The 684-nt window shown below is 69.6% G+C and carries 2 protein-coding genes; one reads left to right on the top strand and one right to left on the bottom strand.

Features of this window, described 5'->3' with window-relative positions; genetic code table 11:
• Positions 1 to 344, bottom strand: a 344-nt coding sequence (locus BTM36_RS00125; protein WP_305778096.1) for a nitrogenase component 1, incomplete at its 3' end; no start/stop codon positions are given.
• A gap of 12 nt (positions 345 to 356) precedes the next feature.
• Between BTM36_RS00125 and BTM36_RS00120 the strand changes: the two genes are divergently transcribed.
• On the top strand, positions 357 to 684 hold a 328-nt coding region (locus BTM36_RS00120; RefSeq protein ID WP_217349519.1), incomplete at its 3' end, for a DUF885 family protein.

The raw sequence follows: 684 nt of genomic DNA, 5'->3' as shown, positions 1-684 counted from the left end.
TCGGCAAGCGCGCGCACCAATTGGTAGAAGGTCTCTGCCGCGCCCCAATTCTCCTTGCGCTGATAGCTTGGCAGTTCGAGCGCGATCACCGGGATCGGCAAGCGCAGCGCTTCGGCGAGGCCAGCGGGATCGTCCTGGATCAATTCGGCGGTGCAGGAGGCACCGACCAGCAGCGCCTGCGGGGCGAAGCGCGCATAGGCGTCGCGCGCGGCGCTCTGGAACAGGTCGGCGGTGTCCTTGCCGAGATCGCGCGCCTGGAAGGTGGTGTAGGTGACCGGCGGGCGCTTGCCGCGCCGTTCGATCATGGTGAACAGCAGATCGGCATAAGTATCGCCCTGCGGCACGCGGCCCGCACCATGCTGGAGCGCATCGCACAGGTCGCCGATGCGGACGCCACCGATGCCGTGACCCGCGCCGCGATGACCGAGCGACTGGGCCTGCAGATCGAGCGGGCCGAGCAGCACCTGGACATCGCTGCGGTCAACAACCTCGCCTCCACGCTGCAGATGCGGGACGTGCTGGACCTGATGCCCGCCGAGACCGCAGAGGACTGGGAGGTGCTCAGCTCCCGGATGGAGCAGATGCCGCGCTCGCTGCGCACCTGGGCGCAGTCCTTGCGCGAGGCCGCCTCGGCGGGCACCGTCTCGGCACGCCGGCAACTCCTGCTGGGCGCCGAGCAGGCCC

The organism is Herbaspirillum sp. VT-16-41 (assembly GCF_001994935.1).
Lineage (GTDB): Bacteria > Pseudomonadota > Gammaproteobacteria > Burkholderiales > Burkholderiaceae_D > Herbaspirillum > Herbaspirillum frisingense.
This window is presented reverse-complemented; position numbering and strand designations above follow the sequence as displayed.